Source organism: Planctomycetaceae bacterium (assembly GCA_041398785.1).
Taxonomy (GTDB): Bacteria; Planctomycetota; Planctomycetia; order Planctomycetales; family Planctomycetaceae; genus JAWKUA01.
This window is the reverse complement of record JAWKUA010000006.1, coordinates 18,900-43,994: the sequence shown is the minus strand read 5'-3', so window position 1 is coordinate 43,994 and position 25,095 is coordinate 18,900. Positions and strand designations below refer to the sequence as shown.

Here is a 25,095-nt window from a genome sequence, read left to right as displayed (position 1 = left end):
GGTGAACCGGCAACAGGAAGCTACTCCGAATCGTCGCCGGTCGCGTCGTCAGTGGCCGTTTCATCGATCGGCGGCGCCGCTGCCGGCGGAACTGCGGGTTCGGTCGCGGCGCTGGCGGTTGCGGCTGGCGTGGTCGCGTAGGTGGCCGGCGGTTCTTTGAGAGATTCGCTGGCAATGACGGCGCAGGATGCCAGAGTATCGTCGTCGTCCAGACGAATGATTCGCACTCCCTGCGTGTTTCGTCCGATGGTGCTGATGTCGGAAGCCCTCAGTCGCTGAATCTTGCCTTTCGACGTCACCATCAGCACTTCGTCATCATCGCGGACGGACAGCGCGTCGACGACGCTGCCGTTGCGAGCGGTCGTTTTGATGTCCCGCAGCCCCTTGCCGCCGCGTCGCTGACGACGATACTGAGCACTGCTGCTGACGGCGCTTTCGCTGTCGGCGTCAGCTTCCGTTTCCGTGCCGGATTCGTCTTCGTCATCGGTCGCCGTCACGCCCGGACCGAAGGGTGTCCGTTTGCCATAGCCCTTTTCGCAGACGGTCAGCAGCGTGTGGTCTTCCTCGGCGACAACCATTCCGACGACAACTTCGTCCTTCGACAGGTTGATGCCTTTCACGCCGCGGGTGGCCCGGCCCATCGGCCGCGCGTCTTCGTGAGAAAACCGGATCGCCATGCCTCCCGACGTACTGATCACGACGTCGTCGTCACCCTGAACAATTCTGACGTCGACCAGAGCATCGTCGTCATCCAGACGGATGGCGATGATACCGCCCTTCATCGGCCGGCCGTACGCGGACAAAGACGTCTTCTTCACCAGACCCTTGCGGGTTGCGATCATCAGGTATTGATCGTCGGGGAAGTACCGCACGCTGAAGCAGTTGGAGATGCCTTCGTTTTCATCCAGCGTGATGACATTCGCCAGAGCCCGGCCCTTCGCGGTGCGCGCCTGCAGCGGCAGGTCATACACCTTCAGCCAGTGAACGCGACCGCGGTCGGTGAAGAACAGCAGATAATCGTGCGTGCTGGAAACGAACAGGTGCTCGATGGCATCTTCTTCGTCGGAGGCGGCTCCGCGAATTCCCTTGCCGCCGCGGTTCTGAGCTTCGTACGTGTGCAGCGGAGTCCGCTTGATGTATCCGCGCTGCGACAGCGTCACCACCATGGATTCTTCGGTGATCAGCGCTTCCTTGTCGTATTCGCCCAGTTCTTCATCGCTGATTGTCGTGCGGCGCCTGTCGCTGTACTTCGCTTTCAGCTCTTCCATGTCCTGCCGGATCACCGCGCGAATGTTGGCTTCGTCGCTGAGCAGGTGCAGGTAATCGGCGATGTTGTCCAGCAGCGTGGCGTGTTCGCCCTGCAGTTTTTCGCGTTCCAGGTTGGCCAGCGAACCCAGTTGCATGGAGACAATCGCTTCGGACTGGTTCGCTGACAGGAAGTATTCATCGGCGACTCCCTGTTCCTGCTGATAGTCGGCGAATCCTTTTTCGCCGAGGGCCCTCGCGACCATCTCCGCCGGTACGGGAATCTTCTGCAGAGCATCCTTCGCGGCGGCTCGGCTGGCGGATTCGCGAATTGTCCGGATCACACGGTCGATATCGACCTGCGCCAGCAGCAGCCCTTCGACGGTGTGCTTGCGCCGGCGAGCTTCCCGCAGCAGAAATTCCGTCCGCCGCCGAATCACGTCGACGCGATGCCGCACGAACGCGTCCAGCAGCATGCGAATGTTCATCAACTGCGGACGATTGCCGTCCAGCGCCAGGTGAATCATGCTGACCGTTGTCTGCAGCGGAGAAAACTGAAACAACTGATTCAGCACCACGTCCTTGTCGGCGTCGCGTTTCAGCACGATGTGCAAACGAACCTGCCACTGCGGAATCGTGCGGTCCGTCAGGTCGACAATGCGGGCGATGCCCTTGATGCGTTCGTCGCGGACCAGCAGTTCCAGCTTTTCCCGGATGCGGTCGCGCGTGTCCTGGTATGGAATCTCTGTGACGACAATGACGTCGGCGTTCTTTTCGGTTTCAAAGTGAGTGCGGGCTCGCAGCGTGATCGTTGACCGTCCGGTCAGATACGCCTGACGAATGCCCATCCGGCCGCAGATGATGCCGCCCGTTGGAAAATCGGGACCGGGCAGAACTTCCAGGATGTCGTCAATCGACGAATCCGGTTCATCGATGATCTGAATCACCGCGGCACACACTTCGGCCATGTTGTGAGGCGGCATGCTGGTCGCCATTCCCACGGCGATACCCGTGGAACCGTTGACCAGCAGATTAGGAAACCGCGACGGCAGGACGACAGGTTCCAAGCGGTCGTTGTCGTAGGTCGGAGCAAACTCGACGGTGTCGCGATCCAGATCCCGCAGCATTTCGGCCGCGGCGCCGGACAGCCTGGCTTCCGTGTAACGCATGGCTGCGGGAGGCAGTCCGGCCAGCGACCCGAAGTTGCCCTGCTTGTCGATCAGAACTTCGCGCATGGTCCATTCCTGAGCCATGCGGACCAGCGTCGGATAGATGGCTCCTTCGCCGTGAGGGTGATAGTTGCCGCTGGTATCGCCGGCGATCTTGGCACACTTTTTCCGACTGCCTCCCGGCCCCAGATTCAGGTCGTTCATCGCGACCAGAATTCTGCGCTGTGATGGTTTCAGGCCGTCGCGAGCGTCCGGCAGCGCACGACTGATGATGACGCTCATCGCGTACGTCAGATAGCTGTTCCGCATCTCGTCCTGAATGTCAGTCCGCAGAATGCGAGGGTCACCGGGAACGGGAATCTCACCAGTGGGATCGTCAGTGGACAACCGAATTACTCCTTTGGGCGAGCTGCCCGACGTCGAAAATCAGACCATCCGCGGGCATTCCGCCGACTTGCCGCTGCCGGCCTGACATCAGCACCGACCGGCCACCCCGGCAACAGTCGCTTCGTGCCATAAAGCATTGGCTGAAATCAAGTTACGCATCCGCACTTGACGCGACGAAATATAGCAGAACGGCGGTCCAAAGTGAACCGGCAGCGGCCCCCGGCAGTGTCAAAAATCACCGGTTATCCGGCGTTTTGAGCGCGGAGCGCGTCTTTCGTTCGATCCGAAAAGGCAGCGGTTGCGATTGCAGCCGCGACGACGTGTCGATCAGGCCACGACGATTTCGTTGCGGATCGGTCGCGGCATCGCCTGTGGACGGACAGTCTCCTGAGCGAGCTGCTTTTCGTGCCAGTTGGCAACGCGTCCGGTCAGCAGCACGTGATCATCATTCAGGGAAACGTCCACGGCGTTTCCGAACAACCGAACAGCCGTCCGGCGCAGCATCTGCTGCAATTCGTGTTGCGGATCCACTCGCAAGTAACGTTCAGAAGAAGGATTCTGCATGGCACCGGGGTCAGAGAATCTGGCGGGAGACGGTCTGGAGGATTTCCTTAATCGCAGGATTGCCGACAGGAGTACCGTCTGCCGGAATTCGTTGCGAATTGTCAACGTCCGGCGGGACAATTCCGGCGAACTGTGACGATCGAATCGACAGTTCCGGTCGCATCACGCGTTCTGACACGTGTCGGGCACCGTCACGCAGCGCGGCGCGGATTTCATCGGCCACGAATCCCGGTGCTCCATAACAGGAATCCGAAAATTCCCGATTCTGCAGCGGCAGCGAACGTGTGCCCGGGTACCCGTAAACCGGACTTTCGCCCCAAGGCTTCAACGGGCAAACGGGAATCATGCCGGCTCTGCGGTCATTTTCGGCGGACGTCCAGACAGACGACTTCCTGATCGTCACGCAGATACAGCCGCCCGCCCGAGATCGCCGGCGCCTGCCGCGTCATCCCCAGCACTTCAGCTCGCGCGGATTCAGTGAAGCCGTCGGGAGTGGCTTTTACAATCACCAGTTCTCCCTTCATCGTGCTGATAAACAGCTTTCCGTCAGCGGCAATCAGGTTGCTCTTGCCGAAGCGGTCTTTTCGCCAGACCTGTTCACCGTCGGACGCTCGCACGCACACCAGGTTGGTGATCGGTCCCGCGCTGCCGATGTTGTCCATGCCGTAAAGGTAGCCGTCGATCAGAACGGGAGTCTGCCATTCGGCTCGCAGAACGCTGTCCGGGCCTTCCGACTGCCAGACGACTTCCGGTTGAAGGGAATCCCCCGATCCGGCGATCTTCAGCACAGCCGCACCGTGATTTTCGCCGGAGGAAATCAGCAGCGAATCCGCAGACAACGCAACGGGACCGGCGATGTTGCATTCGTAGTCGGTGATCCAGGGATGCTGCCACAACACCTTCCCGGAAGCCGGATCGATGCCGAGCACGGACGTTCCGACGAACGAAACGACCTGCTTTCGGCCGGACAATGTCATTGCCAGCGGTGCCGAATAGCCGGCGGCCCCGGTACCGGCCTGCCAGATCTTCTTTCCGTTCGTGACGTTGAACGCCGCGACCGATCCCGTTTCGCCGCCGGCATGGACGACCACGGTCTTGTCGATGACCAGCGGCGACGAAGCCATGCCGTACTCCGCGGGCTCGCCGCCTGCTTCGGAGACGGCGTTCACGGACCAGGCGACTTCACCGGACTCCGCGTTCAGCGCTGACAGAATACCTTCGCCTGTGAACACAAACACCTTGCCGTCGCTGACTGTCGGCGTCGCTCGCGGACCGTTGCCCATTCCGTTCATGTAGGCCGCCGCCAGCTTCTTATGCCACTTCGGTTTGCCGGAAGCGGCATCTAAAGCAACCGCGAACTGGTCGTCGTCGTCCTGATACAGCGTGAACGCGGTGCCGTCAGCAATCGCGATTCCCGACATGCCGACTCCCAGTGCAGTCCGCCAGACGACGGCCGGACCATCCTGTGGAAACGTGTCGATCAATCCCTTTTCCGCGGAATGGCCGTTGCGATGCGGTCCCAGAAACTGAGCCCAGTCGTCGGCGCAGGCTGTCCCGTTCAGCAGCGCGGAGGCAATCAACAGTTGTCCGATCCGACCGATCATCCTGGTGCTCCCCTCTGGAATTGCTCGTGAGGTAATGATTTCCCGTTTCTGTTATTGCAGCGACTTCAACCAGCAGGAGTCTCGTCGCGCGGCGTTGCTCTGTTCCCGGCCAAAGGCCAAAGGGAAGAAGTCGGACGAACGAAGCAGGCAGGCTCGGGGCAGATCGCCGTTTGGAGTCTGCTACGCCGCTCGTGATGATGGCGGCTGGTGTTCGTGATCCTCGGGACCGCAGCCGCATTCTTCGATCAGGTCGCTCACAAACGTTTTCGACGACAGGTGCTCGCGAGCATACCCGGCGACCTTTTGAAATCGTTCGGTCAGATATCGCCACCGCAGGTGATAGGGCACTGGGTTCGCACGATTCAGGCCCTCGACCGTTTCGCCGCAAACGCGGGAATCGATGTCCAGGCGGCATTCGCCGGTGTGCTGAAACAGCATTTGCAGATTAACGTCCTGCTGGTCTCCAAAGCGTTTGCGAAGCCGAAATCCGCATGCCTGTGCCAGACACTGCAGCGTCTCCGGCACGAAGTTGAAGATATGAGCAGCGTGGAAGAGCTGACTCCGACGGGCGAACGGAGCCTGCAGGTTCGGACACTCGACGTACAGCATTCCACCCGGCTTCAGCAGGCCGGCGATCTGTTTCACGGCGGTTGACGGAGATCTCAGATGCTCAATCACATGCACCAGCAATACGGCGTCGTACTGGTGCTGCGGCTGCAGATCATACAGGTTGCAGATTCGCACATTGGTATGCAGTTGATCGCGTGAGAACTTCAGGAACTCACCGCCGGGATCGATGCCTTCGGCGCGAAAACCGGCTCGTTCAAAGACTTTCACTGTACACCCGATGCCGGCACCGACTTCCAGAACGCGAGCGTTCCTTGGCAGCAGCGGAGCCACCTGGCCACAGATCCGTTCGCCGTTGTTCCAGGCCCGCATGACTCGCCGCGGCCCCGGAGTGCGTTCGCCGTTGTATTCCTCGCGATAAATCGTCGAGTAGAACTGCTGCAGTTCGGACTCAGTCGGCACCGTCGCGTGCCTCACCAGACCGCAGTGACGGCAGATGGCTGTCAGCAGCGGTCGACCGTGGCGATCGCGGTCGGCAACCGTCGCGAAGTCGTTTTGCTGACAGAGGTCGCAGGGCGTTGAAGTTTCCATCTTCGCAGTCTCCGTGGTGGCATCTCTGCCCGAAGGCGGAACGGTGTCGGGAAAAGTGCGGAACACCGAGTCCGATGTCGTTCAACTGTTGGCCGACCAAGGCAGGCCGGAAACCCACCCGTTTCGCCGTCAGGCGGCCTTTCGAGTGCCGCCGTCCGGCTGCACAAGCCGGCCGTATTCGGGACAGGTCCGCACTAATTCGTCGTGAGTGCCGTGGGCAATCACACGGCCATGATTCAGCACCACGACGCGGTCAATCAGGTCCAGAAACGTCTGACTGATAACGTGAGTGATCACGAACACCGTGCGTCCCTGGGCATATCGTTTCAGCGCCCTGTAAATCAATACTTCACTTTCCGCGTCGATGGCGGAAGTCGCTTCGTCGAGAATCAGGATCGACGGATCCCGCACGATGGCCCGCGCCAGCGCCAGCCGCTGTTTCTGGCCTCCCGACAGCTTCTGTCCTCTGGGCCCGACTCGCGTGTTCAGCCCTTCCGGCAGCAGCGCGACAAATTCCGCGGCGTGAGCATTGCGGATGGCGGCCTCGACCTGAGCCGCGTCGGCCTCCGGGCAGCCGTACAGGACGTTGTCGTAGATGGATTCGTCAAACAGAATCGTGTCCTGCGTCACCAGGCCGATCTGTTTTCTCAGATCGTGCAGCGGCATTTTTCGGGTATCAACGCCGTCGATGCGGACTTCGCCCTGCGTGGGATCCATCAGTCGCGGCAGCAGGCTAAGCAGAGTTGACTTGCCGGACCCGTTGCCGCCGACGACAGCGACGACCTGCCCGAACGGAATTTCCAGATCGATGTTCTGCAGCGTCAACAGGTTGCCGGACGGGTCCGGCGAGGCGTTTCGGTAATGGAACGAGACGTTGTCGAACGTGATACTTCCGCCGTGTTTCGTCAGACGTGTCGGAACGTCCGGTTCGGGAATTTCCGTCCGCTGCTCGACAATTTCAAATACGCGGTCCGCAGCACCCAGAGATCGCTTGAACTGCGGAAACACGCCGGACAGCTTGCGAACCGGATCCAGGATTCCAGCCAGCAGAACATACAGCGTCGTCAGTTCCGCGATTCCCAGGGGTCCGTTGGCCAGCTTGACTCCCCAGATCTGATCGGTGTCGTTAAGCACCATGTAAGCTCCGGGAATCAAAACCGCACTGAATGCGACAATTCCCAGCAGTTCCGTCACCGGCCGAATCAGGGCGCTGACTTTCACCATCTTCATGGAATGCTGAAAGTACTCGTCGTTGGCCTTCCGCAACTGCTGTTCATGGTGCGGCCTTCCGTCGAACGCCACGACCACGCGAATGGACTCGAACGTCTCAGACACCCGGTGGTAGATGCCGGACATGGTCTCCATCGTGTCTCGCGCGGCGCTGCGAAGGATGCGTCCCGACCGATAAAACAGCAGGCCGATCAGCGGCAGGACCAGCAGCGAGACCAGCGTCAGCCTCCAGTTGAACCACAGTGCCGCGATGATGCAGCAGGCAACCTTCAGAGGTTCGCGGACCAGTTGTGCGCCGAACATTCGCATGCCCACGCTCAGTTCCGTGACATCGTTCGTCAGGCGGGATGTCAAAGTGGACGTGCCCAGTGCGTTCAGCGACTGATAATCCAGCCGCAAAGCGCTGTCGAAGGCTGCGGCCCGGATGTCATTCGCGGAAGCATGGACCACCGCGCCGACAAGCAGTTCCTGAACATAGATGGCCACACCCTTGACGGCCGTCGCCAGCACGACGACCGCCAGAATCAGCAGCACCGTCCGGAACTTGTTGTCGGGCACCAGCGGCATCACGACATCCTTCAGCCACTGATTGAACAGCAGGTTCCGCGAAGCATCGTTCAGCCGGCGCTGAATCCGCGCGCGTTCGGGGATCTGATCGTCCCGCAGCCCGTCCAGGATCGTCGTGTTTTTTCGGATGTCCGCCTTGTAGGACGATATCTGCCCGTCAACGTACGAATGCAGACTGTCGTCGACAAACAGCACGCGGACCACGGGAAACGTGATCGACAGGTTCATGGACCACAGCACGGACACCAGCATCGCGCAGATGACCGACAGGATCAGTCGCCGGCGGTACGGCCAGATGAATGTGCCCAGCAGAAAGATCTGTTGCATGAGTCTGCAGAACGAACAGGTATCGGGAAGACGGCAAGCGGCAGTTCCGTTCCTTCCGCCAGCCGCAGGACGACGCCCCCGTTTCCCGGTCGCCGGCAACAGGATCTGGTCAGCACGCGTACTCGCGAATGCCGCTCGAGGCTCACTTCAGAATGTGGCAGATGTCGCGATTTGGCACAATATCGGATTTGCGAGACTAACGGCCACCTGCTACCTGCTTCGGGAAACGCGGGACGTAACGCAATTTTCGCAAATCTGATACTTCGCGGCATTGCACCCGGACCACGGTTGAAATTCGCTGTGGATCTGGAAAATTGAACCCTGTGCCATCGATGAATATTCGATGAACGTGAATTTGCCGCGGATATCGAGGTTCTGGGTGAAACTCACATTCCGCGCGTGTTTTGAAAGGCTGGGTTATGAAACTAAGAAAATGGTTAAGCGTATTTGTGCTGGCCGCGACAACATCATTCGTTTTGGGTTGTCAGCCGGCGGGTGAATCGACTGGCGGGGCAGCAAAGGCTCCCGAAGGCAGTTCCGGCAGCGCTGACACCGGAGGCGGCGCCGCGACTCCGGGTGGTGTTGAAGTGTCTGCTCCGACAGCCGACGATGCAGCGCCTGCTGACGACGCGGCTCCTGCTGACGATGCCGGCGACGACACCGCCGCGCCGGAATAGTCGCCGAGAATCGGATTGAGCTTCTCTCAGCGAGGATGTCTGATCGGCATCCTCGCTTTTTTATGCGCCGGGTTTGAAGTTGGACGTGCGGTGGCTCACACTTCCGCGTCCCGAACTGCGACGTACCAGCGTCCCGGCGCACGCGTCGCTCCGGTCACGGTTCCGAATTGAGTCGTGCCGGTTCGTCGAAGCGAAGCGTGTGCTCATCATTCTCAGCGGTGAATGCGACAGGATTCGCTTCGACTCGCAAAGGCGAGTCGCGCGAACATGCGAAAACGACCGCAGGCAGCGGAAGTCAGGTTCGACGGCCGCACATCTCCGAAACATCTCCTGAAACCAGTCCGACATGGTCCACATCAACGAAAACTACCTGAAACTGAAAGCCGGATATCTGTTTCCGGAGATTGCCCGTCGCGTCAAAGCGTTTTCGGAAGCTCATCCGGATGCTCAGATTATTCGGCTGGGGATCGGCGACGTCACGGAACCACTGCCGGCGGCTGTCATCGACGCGATGCATTCGGCCGTTGACGACATGGCCAGCCGATCCACTTTTCACGGTTACGGACCGGAACAGGGCTACGCGTTTCTGCGCGACCCGATTGCCGCTCAGGACTATCAGGCTCGCGGAATCAACGTGTCGGCCGACGAGATTTTCATTTCCGACGGCTCCAAATGTGACACCGGCAACATCCTGGACATCTTCGGCAACGACAACCGCATTGCGATCACGGATCCGGTCTATCCGGTGTATGTCGACACAAACGTGATGGCGGGCCATACGGGACCGGTCGACGACAACGGCCGTTACTCCGGGCTGGTCTATCTGCCGGTCAACGCGGAAAACAACTTCGTGCCGGAACTGCCGTCGGAACCGGTCGATCTGATCTACCTGTGCTATCCCAACAATCCCACGGGCACCGTCGCGTCGCGCGCAATGCTGCAGAAGTGGGTCGACTACGCGAAGGTCCATGGGGCGATCATCCTGTTCGACGCCGCTTACGAAGCGTTCATTTCCGACCCGGAGATTCCTCATTCGATTTTTGAAATCGATGGTGCGCGGGAGGTGGCGATTGAGTTCCGCAGTTTCAGCAAGAACATCGGCTTCACCGGCGTCCGCTGTGCGTTCACGGTGGTGCCGAAAGATCTGAAAGTCACGGCGTCGGACGGAAGTTCCGTCTCGCTGCACCAGTTGTGGAATCGACGCCAGTCGACCAAGTTCAACGGAGCTTCTTACGTGGTTCAAAAAGGAGCGGCGGCCGCGTATTCGGAAGCCGGGCGAGCACAGATGAAGGACCTGATTGCGTTCTACATGACCAACGCGCGCCTGCTGCGGGAGGGACTGCAGGCGGTCGGCATTGAGGTGTTCGGCGGCGAGAACGCGCCCTACGTCTGGCTAAAGACTCCCGGTAACCTCACAAGCTGGCAGTTCTTCGATCTGCTGCTGGAGAAAGGCCATCTGGTCGGCACACCAGGCAGCGGCTTCGGTGCTTCCGGCGAAGGCTACTTCCGACTCAGCGCTTTCAACAGCCGCGCTAATGTCGAAGCCGCACTGGACCGCTTCCGCAACGCGATCGGATAGCCCGGGAAACGATGCGGTCCACAACAAACGCCGGGGCTTTTCGTTTCACCGCTGCCGTCGACCGAACCGGCAAGACCGCGCCACGGCGGATGCGGCGTCAGAAATCGGTTTCGCTGACGGGTGCTTCGGGCATGAATCCGGGAATATCTCGCGGCCGGATTCCGCCGGGAGTCAGCAAACGCACGTAGACGGACGGATCGATGTCTTCGCTGAGCGTCGTGACGGATCCGCTGCACCAACTGACGACGACTATCCCGGAGTGCATGGAGTTCGGAAATGGAGCCTGGCCATCGTGCTGACCATCGTTCATGGCGTTGATTCGCGGATCGCCGGCCGATTCGTCCACGATTGTTTGCAGACCCGTTCCGGCAATCGCCGGATTGACCGCGGCGGGCTTGACCGGCCACAGAAATCCGCAATTCGACAACTGCGGATTCGCCCACGAGTTGAATGTTGAGCCAGGTGCCATGCCGGCGTTCACGTTTTCGGTCAGCAGGATGGTATTGCTCGCCCCGTCGTGGATGTCCTGGAAATTCGCACTCCCGGATATGTCGCCGGTTTCTGTTGTGTCGTCGGAGCTGGCGCTGAAGAATCCGAATTCCGGCCAGAACACGCCCATCTCGCGAGTGATCGCGATGTCGTCCGGATCGTTGGGCGGAAGAATCCCGTCTCCGTCCCAGTCAAATGGTTCGATCTGAAAAGCGTGACCCAGATCCGACCGATCGGAAAAGTCGCCTCGCGAAAACGCGGTGAAGTTCCGATCTCCGATGCCGCAGTTCACCACGTAGCTCAGTCCGCCGGGCTGTTGGAATACTGTCTCATCGTGAGGACATATCAGCACCTGGAGGTAAGTTGCCGCGATCTCTCGGTTCGTGGAACTTCCATCAGGCCCCGGAACGACGCCGTTGTCCCACGCGCTATTGAGATTCCAACTGTCGAACAGATCCTGGCGACCAAGATGTGGCAGCAACTCCACGACCCAGCTTCGTCCGTTCAGCACCGTGATGTTGCCGGACGAGTCAATCGCGACTTTCGGATAGTACCCCTGAGCCGCCAGACGTCCGTTGCGCGATGTTGCCAGGTTCAAGTGCGAAGGCGATGTTCTTGAGGTTGTTCAGACACTGTGTTCGGCGGGCATCAATGACTGACCGGTTCATTGAAGGCAGCAACAGTGCCAGCAGGACCAGCACCACACAGATACAAACAACCAACTCCAACAATGTCAGTCCGGAACGGCGGTTCGACTCGCGAAACGGAAATCTCGCTGCATGGCACTCCTCCCGGTGTCGACTGTGATTGGGCGTCGGTGACGCAGATTCCGCAACCGCATGGAATGTCGTATTCCGGTGCCACCCGTTTTCCGAATCCAACAACGCACATTGACTGAATGGGCATAATCGTCACGGCCATTCAGTACGAGTAACGCAGCGAATCGTCCGTTGGTTTTTTCGGGTGAATTCCGGTTTCTCGTCGGTGACAAGCGAAGTTGTGTCCCTGCGGGTCGCGAAAATGTCGCCGACCGCACGATTGGAGTTACAGCCCGTCCGTGAGAGCTCGACGGATTCGCCGGACGCGTGAACACACTCCCGGCCAGCGAACGTCCGGCGGACGTGAATTCCGGCTGTAGCGCGTTTACGATGCGAGAGTCGGTTCCGCTCGGGATTCTGCTTGCGCTTTGGGCGTTCAACCGGCGAATGGCGGCGACCGATCTTCACACGTTCATTCAGGGACCATCGATCATGCAGCGACGGACATTTCTTCAGGCGGGTTCCGCGGCGGCGGTGGCGGGACTGGCACCTCGGTTGTTTGCAGGTTCCGCAACGGCTCCGCGGCGAGTCGGGCTGATTGGAACCGGCTGGTACGGCAAGTGTGACTTGTTCCGGCTGCTTCAGGTTGAAGACGTGGAAGTCACCGGACTGTGCGATGTCGACAGCAGAATGCTGGCGGAAGCCGCAGAACTGACGTCGCAGCGACAGAAATCCGGAAAGTCGCCGCGCACTTTTTCCGACTATCGGCAGATGCTGGAACAGGAGCCGTTCGACATCATGCTGGTCGTGACTCCCGACCACTGGCACGCGCTGCCTGCGATTGCCGCGATGAACAAAGGATTCGATGTCTGGGTTCAGAAACCGATCAGCGTCGATGTCGTGGAAGGGCAGGCGATGCTGTCGACGGCGCGCAAGACCGGGCGAGTCGTTCAGGTCGGTACTCAGCGCCGCAGCACGCCGCATTTGATTGAAGCGCGGGACCGCATCATCAATGAGGGTCTGCTGGGCGACATCGGGCTTGTCGAATGTTACTGCTACTACCACATGCGGTCTCAGGCGAACCCACCGGATTCCACGCCGCCGGAATACCTGGACTATGAAATGTGGACCGGTCCGGCTCCGTTGCGGCCTTACAACGAACTGGTGCATCCCAGAAGCTGGCGAGTGTTCATGGAATACTGCAACGGCATCGTCGGCGACATGTGCATTCATATGTACGACATGGTTCGCTGGATGCTGAACCTTGGCTGGCCGACCCACATCAGTTCGAACGGCGGCATTCTGGTGCAGACCGATGCGAAGGCAAACACCACGGATACTCAGACGGCAACGTTTCAGCATCCGGACTTTCCCGTGATCTGGCAGCATCGCACGTGGGGCAACGCTCCGGATCCCGAATATCCGTGGGGAGCGACGATTTATGGCAGCAAGGGAACGCTGAAGCTGAGCGTCCACAAGTACGACTTCATTCCCTCCGGCGGCGGCAAACCAATTCACGGTGACGTCGTGATGGAACTTGACCAGTATCCCGTCGACAAGACCGAAAAGGATCTGGAAAAGCATGTCGCGCCGGCCATCCGTGCTCACATGAAGAACTTCCTGGAATGTATCGATTCGCGCGAACGGCCGGTGGCGGATATTGAGCAGGGCCATATCTCAACGGCCAGTTGCATCCTGGCGAACCTGTCGCTGGAACTCGGGCGAACTCTGCACTGGGATCCGGTGAAGCACGAAGTCATCGGCGACCCGGAAGCCAACCAGCGACTTCGCCGGTCCTACCGCAGCGGCTGGGAACATCCGGAACCCGTGTGATCGGCAACGAAGTTCCGCAATGGTGGCTGTCAGTCGGACGGTGCGCGGGAGCCGTCTTCTACTGCGGGTGCGGCCTGTGCTTCCTTCAGTCGCTGAGCCAGGTCGTGGTCGTCGGGATTGCGTTTCACACCGTCGCGAAAGGCCTGCAGCGCGGCTTCGGTTTCGCCGAGACTCAGCAGGCTTTCGCCAAGCGGACGGTACGCTTCGGCGAAGTCGGGGTTCAGTCGGATGACCGTCCGAAGTGCGTCCACAGCCTGCCGCTCATTTCCCAGAGCAATGTACAGCACGCCAAGGTTGTACCGAGTGATCGGGTCTTCCGGATCCAGTTCCACGGAAGCTGTCAGGTGCTGCAGCGCCAGATCGCGCTGATTGGTACGAATGTAGCCCATTGCCAGATGGAATCGCAGCTGCGGATCATCGGGATGCAGTTCAAACGCGCGCTCCAGTTCTCGGTGTCCGGAAGCCGGCTGACCGGTGGCAGCCAGTGCGATGCCAAGACATTTGTGAATCCGATAATCCGGCCGGCCAAGCTGGCTGGCAGCCCTGGATTCGGCGATGGCGCCGTCGTAGTCTTTGGCTTCGAGCAATCGCTGAGCCAGGGCGATGCGTGCTGATGACGAATCCGGAACGCGATCGACGACGGCTCGCGCCTGATCCAGTTCGGTCATCGGAGACCTTCGTTCCGCGGCCATCAGTCCCGCCAGAATGGTCAGCAGCACCGCCCACTTTGCGGGATGGGCCAGCTTCTGTCTCAGACTGCTGATTCTTTGTCGGACGGACGTCACGGGACCGCCGGATTCGTCAACGCCCAGCGCCTCGCGAGTTTCCGGTTCTCTGACCTTCCAGATAAACCCGTCGTAATAGAAGTGCAGCACGTTGGACGTCGCGATCACGCTCAGCAGCACATGTTGAAACGTGTCGGACGCCAGCGTCTTCCCGGCGAAAGCCACGAATCCGTAGGCAACCACGATTCCGATGTACAAACCGGCGAATCCCGGGCGGAACAGAAACCGAGTAAACGTGCCGGCCGAAGGGTCCTTGTCCGCTCGGCTGCGATTGAACAGCCAGACAATCGCCAGGTACTGAACGTCGTGGAACAGTTCCAGCATGGCAATGCCCAGGACCAGATTTCTGATCCCGACATCGCAGAGCCAGAAGAAGGAAAACGTCACGGTAAACAACAGCAGCTTCGCCGGATTGACGGGTCGGCCGGTTGCCATTCGGCGTGACAGATCCGCCAGAAAGATGGCGGTGATCGCAGCGGTCCCCACCGTCCACAGCAGTCGGAACGACGAAACCGGAATGCTGGCGGTAGACGTCACACCGGACTTCAGCGCCAAAGCCACAATGTCGCTGACCCGCCCGGGAGCATACAGCACACACAGTCCCGTCCACGCGACGCAGAACGCGAAGTCCAGGTGATGGTTGCGAACTTCCGTGGCTCCGACCTTGGCGTCGTAGATCCGTCCAAAGCCATACGTCTGCATCATGAAATGCCACATTGACCAGAACACCAGAATCAGTGTGACGCCGGGCAACTGCTGCAGCGAGAACATCAGAAACGTCGACAGCGTGACGACGGGAACGATTGTGAACCGCAGCCAGAACCGCCGGAACAGCTTTCGGTCGCCGTAGGCCCGCATCAGGCCCGGAGCGTGATGGCCCATCGCTCCGAACGTGGAAATCACCAGAAACACGTTTTCGTCGGCAACGAAGAACGCAATCCCCAGAATCAGCGGAACGATCAACAGCGGCGTTCCGATAAACAGCGCTGAATCAAACGGAAGGTTTGCGATCCAGCGGATCGTTCGACTTGATGGAGTTGCGGCTGCCGACATCACGGATTCCCGACGGAACTGAGACGCAATGACGCTTCAGTGTAATCGAGCGTCCGGCGGCGAGTACACGATTCGCCGGAATTGGCGACAGATATACCGCTCACGGGTAAGAATGAGGCGTTCGGGCTCGTGGGTTAAGACGTGCTGAAAGCATCAGTGTTCGCCGCGGCCAGCAAAAAACGTCCGCGCGGCAGGCGCGCCTCCGGAAGCGGACAAACGACGCGGTCGGCAGGCGATTCCCGGGACGGAATCTACTCGGTCCGAATCCCGAGCTGTTTTTCGATGTCTTCCAGCGACACGCCTTTGGTTTCCGGCACCATCAGCTTCACCCAGATCAGTTGCAGCACCATCATGCCGCAGAAGAAAAAGAAGACATAGCCTGGCGGAAATGAAGTCACCATTTGCGGGAAATACTTCGTCAGCAGAGCGGCGAAGATCCAGTGCGTGGAACTGCCCAGCGACTGTCCCGCCGCGCGGTCGCGATTGGGGAAGATTTCCGCGATGTAGACCCAGATCACCGCTCCCTGGCCGATGGCATGGGCTCCCACGAAGCCGAAGATGAAGATCAACACCATCAGGCCGCCGATGCGGGATGCGGCCGACGCTTCATTCAGAGCCTGATCCGCGGCGGCTCGCGCGCCGGGAAGCGTCGCAAGCTGAGCTTCGTCAACCGCGGTGCCCGTGAAACCCTGCGAGGATGTGGCTGTCAGGAAGTCCTGTTTTGCGGTGTTCAGGTTTCTCTGCAGTTCGTCCGTTTCGGCTTCTTTTTCAAGTCGGTCCGCGGCGGAGTTCAGGTCGATCGCTTTGGCGCCGACATTGAACGGAACGGCATACGTCACAAACGCCCAGCCCACCATTCCCAGCGACACGATGTAGCCCACCGATCCGATATACAGCAGCGAACGGCGTCCCAGCCGGTCGATCAGGTACAGCCCCGCGAACGTGAACACCAGATTCGTCAATCCGATCCCGACGGAATTCAGCAGAGCTGCTTTGTCACTGAGACCTGTCAGTCCGAAGATTCGGGGAGCGAAATACAGCACGGCGTTGATGCCGGAAAGCTGATTGAAAAACGCCAGCAGGATCGCCAGCAGAATGGGAATGCGCAGCCGTTGTGTCCAGAACCGTCGGGATTCTTCCGGTTGCTTTGCCGTCGCCGCAATTTCGTACGCTTTTGATTCCAGATCGGAATCGGATGCCGTCGGCATGACCTGCCGCAGCACTTCGACGGCTTTCCGGCGATCGCCGCGACTGGTCAGCAGCCACCTGGGACTTTCCGGAAGGCTGAAGCACAGCAGCGTGTAGACCAGCGCGGGAATCGCTTCGACGCCCAGCATCCAGCGCCATGCGTGTTCGCCGATTTCGCCAAGCATCCAATTGGACAGATAGGCGATCAGAATTCCGAACACGATGTTGAACTGAAACATCCCCGCCAGACGACCGCGGCTTTCCGGCGGAGAGATTTCGGAGATGTACAGCGGCGCGGCGACGGTCGAAATGCCCACGCCGACGCCTCCGATGAAGCGGGCGATCATGAACGAATACACGTCGGTCGCCAGTCCCGACCAGACCGCCGATACGAAGTACAGGATTCCGATTCCCAGCAGCGTCAGCTTCCGGCCGAAGCGATCCGTCGGCCAGCCGCCGATGAAGGCTCCGGCCACGGTGCCCCACAGAGCCATGCTCATCGCCCAGCCGTGCTGAGAGGAATTCAGTTTCCACAGCGCCTGAATCGTCTTTTCCGCGCCGGAGATGACCACGGTATCAAAGCCGAACAGGAATCCGGCCAGCGCCGAAGTCAAAGCCCAGAGGATTACGCGGTTGTTCATACGGGATGTCTCGCCAGAGGGGATGCCGTTTCGACGCCGAATGCGCGCGGCGAGCGTATCCGGTCAGTTTCCGGAACGCCAGCGCCGCCGCGCCGCGCGAAGGTAACGGAACAGCGTTCCTGCCGGCGACATGATCCGATCGCGGGGAAATCCCACCAGCGCGGTTCCCATGCGGTCGTGCGAATTGCAGCGGTTCGAGCACGCGGGAACTCCCGCCGTTTCCCGAACCAACGTTGACCTCGCGAATCATCCGCTGCGGCGCGTCGCGATTCGTCAACGGCGCTGACGTGTGTGCGATACCGGTCCCTCCGTTTTCGTCGTCGCGTCGCGGATTTGCGACCTACGTTTCGAAGGTCGCGAATCACGCGAACAGCGACGCACACTCGCTGGTCAGGAACATCCCAGGGCTCTGAAACGATGCTGGATACTTTGCCGCAACTGCTGCCGGAATCTCCTGTCGCCGGATTTCATTCTTCCGATGCGACGTTCGACAACCGCCGAAGTGCCGAACGAGTGCCGTATCCCGCGGAGCTGGAAATTCACGTCGGCCATCGGACTGTTGAAGGCATCGTCAGAGACATTTCGATCGACCGGTCGATCCGCCCGCACCGGATGGGAATCGCGGTGCTGCACCACAGCCCGCTGCCCGTCGGTTCTCCGGTTCTGTGTCTGACCCGGAGACCGTGTCAGCATTTTCCGGAACAGTTCGAAGTCACTTTCAAGTGGTGCCGCCGATTCGGCGACGACGGTTACGTGAGCGGCGGTCTTGTGAAATAGACGAACAGCAAACGCACCATGGTCATCCAGATCACACCAGAAAAACGCTGCACTGGCCACGCGGCGGAAACAACTCAGGAACTGCAGCAGCAGGTGCGCTCGTTCTTCGAACGCGACTTCAGCAGGCTTCAGGAGCTGATACAGCAGCTTCAGCAGCCGCCGACTGCGCCGTATTCGCCGCCGCCGACCGACGGCCTCGCAGGTTCGCCGGCGCGGCCTGACTGGAATCCCGCCGGAAGTTCAGCAGCAACGCAGCCTGTTCCCACAGAACAAACGGCGGGACCGGAAGCCCGCCGCACCGGTCAGCAGTCCGTTCCGTCATCCGCTCAGCCGCCGAACAGGCTGGCGAAGCTGGCCAGTCAGATCACCGACCGAATTCGGGCCGCGGACTCGCGCTCTCCGCAACAGCAACCTTCACAGCAGCCGCAGCAGCAATCTCCGCAGCAATAGTCACTCGACAGGTAGCGACCTCGCGATGAACACCGACTCCGCCAATCGCCGAACACACTGTGTCTTTCGTCACGGAAGTCAGTGGCTGGCACTGCCGGCGACCAGTGTTCGTGAAGCGCTTCCCAGTCCACCGCTGGTTCGGGTTCCGGCCACGCCCGCACGGTTCGCCGGACTTTGCCACCTGCGAAGCGAATTCATTCCCGTCCTGAACCTGAATGATGAAGGTCAGAACGGCAGTGACCTGCAGGACCGTCTGATGCTGGTGGTGGACGATTCCGACGGCTGCTGGGCCGTACTGGTTGACGAGGTTTCGTCGCTGGCGAACCTGGAATTTTCCGACGCGCCGGAGTCGGACACCGCTGCGACCACGGCCGTCATTGGCTGGGCCGCGCACAACAGCAACGTTGTTCAGATTCTGGATCCGGTCCGCTTTCGCGAATTGGTTGAACAGGAATTGGAATCGGTGAAACCATGAGCTTTCGACAAACTCTGCTAATCAGTCATCTGCTGACGGCGATTGTTGCCGGCTCGCTGCTGAGCTTTGCCGCCGGAATTTCTGCCTCCGTTGTTGTGACAGCGGCGACGGTGGGTTTGCTGGTGGCGGCTGCGACTGCGGTGCTGACGTTTCGGCAGTTCGCTCGCTCGCTTCAGAAAATGGAAGCGGCGCTGCTGGCCGTCGACGCGGCGGCGGAACCGCCGGCCATGGCAGAACTCAGCGACGTCACCTCCAGAGTTCAGTCGGCGTTCGCCGTGCAGCGCTGTCTGGTTCGCGACGTCAATGAACTGCTGGCGAGGCTGGAACCGGAATCCGCCGATGTCGACCGGCTCCGACCGAACGCCAACGGCGAAATGCTGCGCTCGGCGCTCAGTCGGCTGGTCAGGATGGCGGCGCGCGATGTAGGCCGCATTCTGACATCGGGCGACGACATCGTGCAGTCGGCCAACGATGCTCACTGGGGAGCACAGGAGCAGGCAAGCAATGTCGGCCGCACGGTGACGTCGGTGGAACAGCTTTCTCAGAACATTGATCGCGTGGCCAGCAACGCCGAAGCGGCCAGCAACGCCGCCGCGGAAGTCTCCCATGCCGCTGCCACGGGGCTGGAACTTGTGCGGGAACTGATCGGCGGCATGGACCGAATTCGGGCGCACGTCGAAGTCGGAGAAAAGAAAGTTCTGTCGCTGGGAGAACGGTCGCAGGAAATCGGTTCGATTGTCGAAACCATGACGGCCATTTCGTCGCGAGCCGACATTCTGGCGCTGAACGCTTCGATCGAAGCCGTCCGAGCCGGGCGGGAAGGACGCGGATTTGCCGTCGTTGCTGACGAAGTCCGAAAACTGGCCGAACGCACCGCCACCGCGTCTCGCGAAATTGCCGGACTGGTGGAATCAATTCAACTGGAAGCCCAGGACACGATCTCCACGATGGCCGACGAACGAGCGCAGGTCCATCAGGAAGTTCTGCGAGTCAGCGAAGCCGGAACCACGCTGGAACGCATCAGCCGGACGTCCACGGATTCCGCTGACCGGGTTCGCGAAATCTCCCAGGCCAGCACAGAACAGCTTCGGGGAACTCAAAACATTGTGCAGGCCATGCAGCAGATGGCGGAGTTCTCCGACCGGATTCAGGAACAGGCGAAGGGCATTCGTTACACGACAACGGATCTGGTCTCCGCCGCGCAGGATCTGGAGGAACGGCTGTCACCGCTGTTCCATTACGACCACGCGGAAATGTCCGTCACCGCGCAGCGCTCGGTTGTTCCGCGATCTTCCGGCAGAGATCCGTCGCTGGACGCGGAAGCCGCCGCTGATGAACTCGTCACGGCCGTTGAACGCGGGGAGTTCAGTCGATGAGCGACACCGCAACACACACGGAACAACCCGGTCAACCGGTGTCCGGTTCCGCTGACATCGAAGTCCTGCTTGCAGAACTGACACCGCTGGCCGAATGCGCTATCGATACGCGCGACGAACCTCTTTCCGCCACGCTTGGAACATTGATCGATCTTCTGAAGCTGGCCGAATCGTTCCGCCGTGAAGAAGACGCCGCTTCCCGCGCCGATGAGATTGTCGAGTTTTGTCGCACCGACGCCCTGCCGCGACTGCGTGACTGCGGCGGACAAAGTCAGGATCTGTTGCAGGACATTCGATCCACGGCCATTGCAAACTGGGGCGACTTTCTGGAATTGCTGTCGCCGAATGAACGTTTTTCGAATGTGAACGCGTCTCCATTCGCCGCAGGCGGTGATGATCCGCGGTGGGACGAACTGGTTTCCGAAACGACGCAGGAATCCTTCGACGAAGAAGCAGCGGTCGCAGGTATTGACCTGGCGTCGGTGCTGGCATCGCTGGGAAATACTTCGGTGCCGAAGAACAAGGAACCCGTTCCGGCCGCCTTGCCGCAGAGTTCTTCTGAAAAAACGACGGCGAAGCGGAGTCAGGGTCCCGGAACGCCAGCAACGTCGGCCGAAGCGCTGCCTGCTCCGGATGCGACTGACGCTATCGATGACCCGGAACTGCTGGCCGCTTTCATCGACGACGCTCAGCAGTGTCTGCAGGGAATGGAGGCAACGCTGCTGGATCTCGATTCCGGTCAGCAGCCGGCCGAACTGGCTCGCCAGTTTTGCCGCGAACTGCACACATTGAAAGGTGCTTCCGGTACGGTGGGGCTCAGTAATCTTGCGGCGTGGCTGCATGGACTGGAGGATCGAATTGAAGCGATGGCTGCCGCCGGCCGGGCGCTGGACGTCGACCTGTTGCTCGGCGGAATCGACGTGGTCCGCGAACAGCTTACGACACTGACCGGCACGTCATCGCAGCAGGGAAGCGCAGTCGCCGCATCGTTACCTTCATTAACAGTTGCGTCGGGTAGATCGGAATCTGCAACCGAAAATCGTCCCGTCGAACGACCGCAAGTTCATTGCTCAGCGGCCCGGACAGGTGAGCCGGCAACCGCAGCACAGCCGGAGTTACCGTCTTCTACCACGGTGACAACTCCGGATGCTCGCCGCGCGGAATCGGCACCGGAGCATTTCATTCGGCTGGAAGCGTCTCGGCTCGACCAGCTTATGGATCTGCTGGCAGAACTGGTGATGCTGCGCAACCGGCGCGACACCTACGTGACGACTCTGCGGGATCTGCAGCGCGAACTGAACGGCTGCGCGAAACGGCTGCGGTCGCTGAACGCCAGCACGGAATTCGTGAGCGCAAGTCCCTTCAGCAGGCTTCGCGATCGACTGACCGCGGTTCCGCAGGAGTCCGCAATTCTACCGTCCCGGCCGTCGCCGGCCAGCAGCATGTGGCTGTCGCGATCACTGTCGGAACTTGCCAACGACGTCACGGAACTCGGCCGTTCGGTTCACGAAGTCAGCGAACCGCTTTACGAAGACAACTCAGCGGTCAAGCACCTCATCGGTCGCTTCCGGCAGGAACTGATGGACCTGCGGCGACTTCCCGTCAGCGGACTGTTTCAGCGGCTGCAGCGTTCCGTTCGCGACGCCGCGAAAACGGAAGGCAGAAGCGTCGAACTGCGCATGATCGGGCAGGGAACGCGAGTCGACCGATCGCTGCAGGAACGTTTATTCGAACCGCTGATGCACATTGTTCGCAATGCCGTCAGTCACGGAATTGAATCGCCTGACGAACGTTCGGCCTGCGGCAAACCGGCAGCGGGAACTCTGACTCTGCAGGCACGATCGGACATGTCGCATCTGCACATCGAAGTTCACGACGATGGCCGCGGACTGAACGACGAACAGCTCGAACATCGCGGCCGGGAACTCGGTCTGCTGCCGGTCGGACAGACAGTCAGTCGCGAACAACTCTGGAAACTGATCTTTCATCCCGGCTTTTCGACTCGCACGGGTGTCAGCCGCGTGTCCGGCCGCGGAGTCGGAATGGATGTCGTGGATTCCTGGGTGCGCCGGCTTCGCGGCAGGATTGATATCGAATCGACGACCGGGCAGGGGACGACGTTTCGACTGCAGATCCCGCTGCGTTCGGCGATCGAACATGCGATGGTGGTGCGCGTGGGAGGTCAACTGTTCGCGCTGCCGATGCATGCCGTGGAACAGACCTCAACGGGACAAACCGATCAGCGGCAGCCGGTTCTTCAACTGGGAGAACTGCTGGGACTGCCGCCGGCATCTTCGACGCGACGGACCGTCCTGTCGCTTCGCAGTGTGCAGATTGCCGTCGACGAAGTTGTCGGCGTCGAAGAAGTTGTCGTGCGGTCGCTGCCTTCCATGCTGACGGGACACGAGTTGTTTGCGGGAGTCACGTTGTCCGGGCAGGCCGAAACGGTCCTGTTGCTGGACGTGCCCAGACTGATCGAACGGGCTCAGACGGCCCCGTCGAAGTCCGGCTTTCTGCCGATCGACTCACCGGCATCGGAACGCACTGTGCCGACTTCGACTCGGACGAACACGATTCTGATCACCGACGATTCCGTCACGATCCGCCGCACGTTATCGCGAAAACTGGCCGCTCACGGATACTCGACGGCCGAAGCCGACGACGGTTTCGAGGCCATGAAACGTCTGCGAGCCGGTGGAATCAGCGCCGTCATCACCGACATCGACATGCCTCGCACAAGCGGCCTGGAATTGCTGGCCGAAATCAAAGCCAGCGAACGTTTTGCTGAGATTCCCGTCATCATTGTCAGCTCCCGGGATGACGCCGAAACGGCTGCTTCCATTCAGGATCTGAAGGCTGCCGCCCTGCTGCACAAGCCGGTCACGGAAACCACCGTCACACAAATCGTTGAACTTCTTTCTCGAACACTTCAAACGTCACAGGAATCCCGAAACGTCCGGTAGATCCATTCCTCCGCGACGGACTTTCGAAGCAAAGACTTGCAGCGAAGCACGACCTTCGTGCCGTCGGCGATACTTCGGACCGATTGAAAGCAACCCGCCATGACCACGCAGACAATTCTTGTCATCGACGACAGCGCCACCATTCGCAAGATGGTGGACAGCCATCTGTCGCAGGAAGGTTATCGAGTCGTGCTGGCTCCGAACGGTGAAACCGGAATCCGGCTGGCTCGCGAGCTTCAGCCGGATCTGATTCTGCTGGATCACCAGCTTCCCGGAATGCTGGGAATTGACGTGTGCCGACAGATCATCGAGTTCCCGGAATGCTGCCATACGCCGTTTGTGGTCTCTTCGACACTGCGAAAGCAGGCCTACGTCGAATACATGGACGTCGCCAACGTCGTTGATTCGCTTCCCAAGCCGTTCAAGCCGGAACTGCTGAAAACAACCGTGGCCAATGCCCTGGAAGTCGGAGCGATGATCGTTGCGTCGCAGACCGATGGAACAGCGGTTCCGGAAACGGTGGGCGACAACGGCCAGCCGGCCATGTCCGGTGACTTTCGCTGGGTTGGTCTGCGGGAACTGCTGGACTTTCTGAACAACGGTCAGAAGTCGGGAATGCTGGAGGTGGAATCGGAACGGCATCGCATCTGGTTCTTTCTGCATGATGGACGCATTCAGGGAGTCGTATCGGCTTCCTTCAATCCACAGGACGTTGCGGATCAGTTGCCGGAATCGATGAAGGAACTGGCTCCGCTGCTGAAGTTCACGATGAGCTGCGGAGCGTCGTCGCAGGTAGACGGAATCGTCGAGTTGCTGGACAGAAAAGTGCTTGATCCGCGGATGCTGCGAGTGCTGCTGCGTCATCAGGCAGCCGTTCTGACTCGCTACTGTTTTCGCAACCCGATAGGAAGTTTCAGCTTTGTTCCCGACCGAGCCGCTCCGTCCCTGATTGCGCGAAGCTCACTGGACACGTGCCTGGCCGCTCTGCTGGTGGAAGGCGCTCTGCACTGTGACGAATCGGAACTGCCGGCCGACGGACGCGGCTGGGTGCGACACGTTTTGCGAGGTCAGAACCTGGACCGATCCGGACTGTCGGCCCGGCACGTTCAGATGCTGTCGCAGCTCGACACGACGCCCGTCAGCACGCAGCAGCTGGCCTCCAGCGCCGGGCTGCCCATCGACGAAGTCCGTCGCGTCTTTGAAGGCTTCCGTCTGGCCGAATGGGTGCAGCCGCAGGCTATGTCGGAAAGCAGGGTCCTGCTCGCGTTCGAAACCGAACCCACCGGAGCCAACATGCTGCGTTCCATCGTGGCAGATTCCGGCAACACGTGGACAGGCAACGTCGTGAAGGACGAATTCGTGCTTCAGCTCATGCTGAAACGAAAACAACCAAGCGTCATTTTGCTGAGTGTCGATGGCGACGATGAACTGAATATCCCCGAAAAACTGCGATCACCGGAGGCGCTGGCCGGCGTTGATTCGGTGATTCTGATTCTTCCGGAACACGGCGATGACAGGCCGCTGGCGGACGGCCTGAAATCCTATCCACAGATTCGCAGGCCGTATTCGCGAGCCGACATTCTGCGAGCCATTGACGGAAACGCCGCCGAAGCCGTCAGTCCCGCCGAAACCATGCTGGAGGAACTCGAACAGGAACTTGCCGTCTCCCGATGACGGACCGGCACCGATGCAAAGAATTGTTCACGGCGACGTCACAGCGTTCACCGCGATGGACTGTGTGCGGCGGGACGAATTTGAAGCCGCGCCTGGTCTGGTCGTTTTCAGAAAGCCGCGTCACTG

At 60.1% G+C, this 25,095-nt stretch carries 18 protein-coding genes; 9 read left to right on the top strand and 9 right to left on the bottom strand.

The features are described 5' to 3' along the window. Positions 1-20: 20 nt before the first annotated feature. From gyrA to R3C19_08645, 6 genes are all read right to left on the bottom strand, one after another. The gene (gene gyrA, locus R3C19_08670; protein MEZ6060420.1) at positions 21-2,801 is read right to left on the bottom strand and encodes a DNA gyrase subunit A; all 2,781 of its coding nucleotides are present in this window, start codon (positions 2,799-2,801) and stop codon (positions 21-23) included. Positions 2,802-3,128: 327 nt separating this feature from the next. Continuing rightward, entirely contained in the window at positions 3,129-3,365 is a 237-nt protein-coding gene (locus tag R3C19_08665; protein ID MEZ6060419.1) for a BON domain-containing protein, read from the bottom strand. A gap of 10 nt (positions 3,366-3,375) precedes the next feature. Next, a complete protein-coding gene (locus tag R3C19_08660) occupies positions 3,376-3,711 on the bottom strand; it encodes a hypothetical protein (protein ID MEZ6060418.1) in 336 nt (111 codons plus the stop codon). A gap of 13 nt (positions 3,712-3,724) precedes the next feature. Continuing rightward, entirely contained in the window at positions 3,725-4,969 is a 1,245-nt protein-coding gene (locus tag R3C19_08655) for a PQQ-binding-like beta-propeller repeat protein (GenBank protein ID MEZ6060417.1), read from the bottom strand. A 180-nt stretch (positions 4,970-5,149) separates the two neighbouring features. Continuing rightward, positions 5,150-6,127: a class I SAM-dependent methyltransferase gene (locus R3C19_08650; protein MEZ6060416.1), complete on the bottom strand. Its 978-nt coding sequence runs from the start codon at positions 6,125-6,127 to the stop codon at positions 5,150-5,152. Between the two features lie 129 nt (positions 6,128-6,256). After that, entirely contained in the window at positions 6,257-8,251 is a 1,995-nt protein-coding gene (locus R3C19_08645) for an ABC transporter ATP-binding protein (GenBank protein MEZ6060415.1), read from the bottom strand. Between the two features lie 419 nt (positions 8,252-8,670). Between R3C19_08645 and R3C19_08640 the strand changes: the two genes are divergently transcribed. Further along, complete coding sequence (locus R3C19_08640; GenBank protein MEZ6060414.1) at positions 8,671-8,928, top strand: hypothetical protein; 258 nt, start codon at positions 8,671-8,673, stop codon at positions 8,926-8,928. A 346-nt stretch (positions 8,929-9,274) separates the two neighbouring features. Beyond that, on the top strand, positions 9,275-10,507 hold the full coding sequence (locus R3C19_08635; protein MEZ6060413.1) for an LL-diaminopimelate aminotransferase: 1,233 nt from the start codon (positions 9,275-9,277) through the stop codon (positions 10,505-10,507). A 97-nt stretch (positions 10,508-10,604) separates the two neighbouring features. Here R3C19_08635 and R3C19_08630 read toward each other — a convergent pair whose 3' ends face one another. Next, on the bottom strand, positions 10,605-11,594 hold the full coding sequence (locus R3C19_08630; protein ID MEZ6060412.1) for a DUF1559 domain-containing protein: 990 nt from the start codon (positions 11,592-11,594) through the stop codon (positions 10,605-10,607). Positions 11,595-12,081: 487 nt separating this feature from the next. Between R3C19_08630 and R3C19_08625 the strand changes: the two genes are divergently transcribed. Beyond that, positions 12,082-13,587, top strand: a complete 1,506-nt coding sequence (locus R3C19_08625) for a Gfo/Idh/MocA family oxidoreductase (protein ID MEZ6060411.1) — start codon at positions 12,082-12,084, stop codon at positions 13,585-13,587. Positions 13,588-13,616: 29 nt separating this feature from the next. Here the strand turns inward: R3C19_08625 and R3C19_08620 are convergent, their stop codons facing one another. Both R3C19_08620 and R3C19_08615 read right to left on the bottom strand, forming a co-directional pair. Further along, positions 13,617-15,425 (bottom strand): tetratricopeptide repeat protein, encoded by a 1,809-nt coding sequence (locus tag R3C19_08620; GenBank protein ID MEZ6060410.1) that lies wholly within the window; start codon positions 15,423-15,425, stop codon positions 13,617-13,619. A gap of 251 nt (positions 15,426-15,676) precedes the next feature. Beyond that, complete coding sequence (locus tag R3C19_08615; protein ID MEZ6060409.1) at positions 15,677-17,254, bottom strand: sugar porter family MFS transporter; 1,578 nt, start codon at positions 17,252-17,254, stop codon at positions 15,677-15,679. A 417-nt stretch (positions 17,255-17,671) separates the two neighbouring features. On the opposite strand from R3C19_08615, the gene R3C19_08610 reads away from it, so the two are divergent. The 6 genes from R3C19_08610 (at position 17,672) to R3C19_08585 (ending at position 24,969) form a co-directional block, all read left to right on the top strand. Further along, a complete protein-coding gene (locus tag R3C19_08610; protein ID MEZ6060408.1) occupies positions 17,672-18,031 on the top strand; it encodes a PilZ domain-containing protein in 360 nt (119 codons plus the stop codon). A gap of 18 nt (positions 18,032-18,049) precedes the next feature. After that, positions 18,050-18,481, top strand: a complete 432-nt coding sequence (locus R3C19_08605) for a hypothetical protein (GenBank protein ID MEZ6060407.1) — start codon at positions 18,050-18,052, stop codon at positions 18,479-18,481. A 25-nt stretch (positions 18,482-18,506) separates the two neighbouring features. Further along, the gene (locus R3C19_08600; GenBank protein ID MEZ6060406.1) at positions 18,507-18,956 is read left to right on the top strand and encodes a chemotaxis protein CheW; all 450 of its coding nucleotides are present in this window, start codon (positions 18,507-18,509) and stop codon (positions 18,954-18,956) included. After that, a complete protein-coding gene (locus R3C19_08595) occupies positions 18,953-20,332 on the top strand; it encodes a methyl-accepting chemotaxis protein (GenBank protein ID MEZ6060405.1) in 1,380 nt (459 codons plus the stop codon). The genes R3C19_08600 and R3C19_08595 overlap by 4 nt, the downstream gene beginning before the upstream one ends. Next, positions 20,329-23,295, top strand: a complete 2,967-nt coding sequence (locus R3C19_08590; protein ID MEZ6060404.1) for a response regulator — start codon at positions 20,329-20,331, stop codon at positions 23,293-23,295. Before R3C19_08595 ends, R3C19_08590 begins: the two co-directional genes overlap by 4 nt. Before the next feature lie 99 nt (positions 23,296-23,394). After that, complete coding sequence (locus R3C19_08585) at positions 23,395-24,969, top strand: response regulator (GenBank protein ID MEZ6060403.1); 1,575 nt, start codon at positions 23,395-23,397, stop codon at positions 24,967-24,969. The last annotated feature ends 126 nt before the right edge of the window (positions 24,970-25,095 follow it).

What these genes read in the sequence shown, in the direction of transcription:
- R3C19_08665 (MEZ6060419.1), bottom strand. Translation starts at nt 3,365, where the DNA reads ATGCAGAATCCTTCTTCTGAACGTTACTTGCGAGTGGATCCGCAACAC.
- R3C19_08660 (MEZ6060418.1), bottom strand. Translation starts at nt 3,711, where the DNA reads ATGATTCCCGTTTGCCCGTTGAAGCCTTGGGGCGAAAGTCCGGTTTAC.
- R3C19_08655 (MEZ6060417.1), bottom strand. Translation starts at nt 4,969, where the DNA reads ATGATCGGTCGGATCGGACAACTGTTGATTGCCTCCGCGCTGCTGAAC.
- R3C19_08650 (MEZ6060416.1), bottom strand. Translation starts at nt 6,127, where the DNA reads ATGGAAACTTCAACGCCCTGCGACCTCTGTCAGCAAAACGACTTCGCG.
- R3C19_08645 (MEZ6060415.1), bottom strand. Translation starts at nt 8,251, where the DNA reads ATGCAACAGATCTTTCTGCTGGGCACATTCATCTGGCCGTACCGCCGG.
- R3C19_08640 (MEZ6060414.1), top strand. Translation starts at nt 8,671, where the DNA reads ATGAAACTAAGAAAATGGTTAAGCGTATTTGTGCTGGCCGCGACAACA.
- R3C19_08635 (MEZ6060413.1), top strand. Translation starts at nt 9,275, where the DNA reads ATGGTCCACATCAACGAAAACTACCTGAAACTGAAAGCCGGATATCTG.
- R3C19_08620 (MEZ6060410.1), bottom strand. Translation starts at nt 15,425, where the DNA reads ATGTCGGCAGCCGCAACTCCATCAAGTCGAACGATCCGCTGGATCGCA.
- R3C19_08615 (MEZ6060409.1), bottom strand. Translation starts at nt 17,254, where the DNA reads ATGAACAACCGCGTAATCCTCTGGGCTTTGACTTCGGCGCTGGCCGGA.
- R3C19_08610 (MEZ6060408.1), top strand. Translation starts at nt 17,672, where the DNA reads ATGCTGGATACTTTGCCGCAACTGCTGCCGGAATCTCCTGTCGCCGGA.
- R3C19_08605 (MEZ6060407.1), top strand. Translation starts at nt 18,050, where the DNA reads ATGGTCATCCAGATCACACCAGAAAAACGCTGCACTGGCCACGCGGCG.
- R3C19_08600 (MEZ6060406.1), top strand. Translation starts at nt 18,507, where the DNA reads ATGAACACCGACTCCGCCAATCGCCGAACACACTGTGTCTTTCGTCAC.
- R3C19_08595 (MEZ6060405.1), top strand. Translation starts at nt 18,953, where the DNA reads ATGAGCTTTCGACAAACTCTGCTAATCAGTCATCTGCTGACGGCGATT.
- R3C19_08590 (MEZ6060404.1), top strand. Translation starts at nt 20,329, where the DNA reads ATGAGCGACACCGCAACACACACGGAACAACCCGGTCAACCGGTGTCC.
- R3C19_08585 (MEZ6060403.1), top strand. Translation starts at nt 23,395, where the DNA reads ATGACCACGCAGACAATTCTTGTCATCGACGACAGCGCCACCATTCGC.